The following is a 570-nucleotide window of genomic DNA, read 5'->3' on the forward strand; positions in this document are numbered from 1 at the left end:
GTGCAGGTGGTGTCTCCGGAGCCGGTGCTCACCCTGGAGCGCAAGGAGCTCACGGGCTCGCCGCCGGAAGAAGCCTGGCGCCTGGCGCGTGAAGCCGCCGCGCAGCCCTTCGACCTCGCGAAGGGCCCGCTGCTGCGCGCGCTGCTGCTGACGTCGTCACCGGGAGCGCACCTGCTCGTCGTGGTGGTGCACCACATCATCTCCGACGGTTGGTCCATGACGCTGCTGGTGCGCGAAGTGGCGCTCCTCTACGGCGCGTTCGCGCGGGGACAGCCAGCGCCTCTGCCGCCGCTGGGCATCCAGTACGCGGACTTCGGTGTCTGGCAGCGCGAGTGGATGCAGGGCCCTCGGCTGGAGAAGCAACTCGATTACTGGAAGCGACAGCTGGCCGGTGTGCCCTCCGCGCTGGAGCTGCCCACCGACTTCCCCCGCCCCGCTGAACGCGACGGCCGTGGCGCCCGGCATGACGTGCTGCTGCCGCGCGAGTTGACGGACGCACTGAAGGCCCTGGCGCAGCAGGAAGGCGCCTCCCTCTACATGGCGCTGCTGACGGGCTGGCAGATGCTCATG

At 70.4% G+C, this 570-nt stretch carries 1 protein-coding gene; it reads left to right on the forward strand.

The annotated features are described in order from the left end of the window. Positions 1 to 570: condensation domain-containing protein (locus D7X30_RS41400; protein ID WP_233592130.1), on the forward strand; the 570-nt coding region annotated here is incomplete at both ends.

Source organism: Corallococcus sp. AB011P (assembly GCF_003611605.1).
Classification (GTDB): Bacteria; Myxococcota; Myxococcia; order Myxococcales; family Myxococcaceae; genus Corallococcus; species Corallococcus coralloides.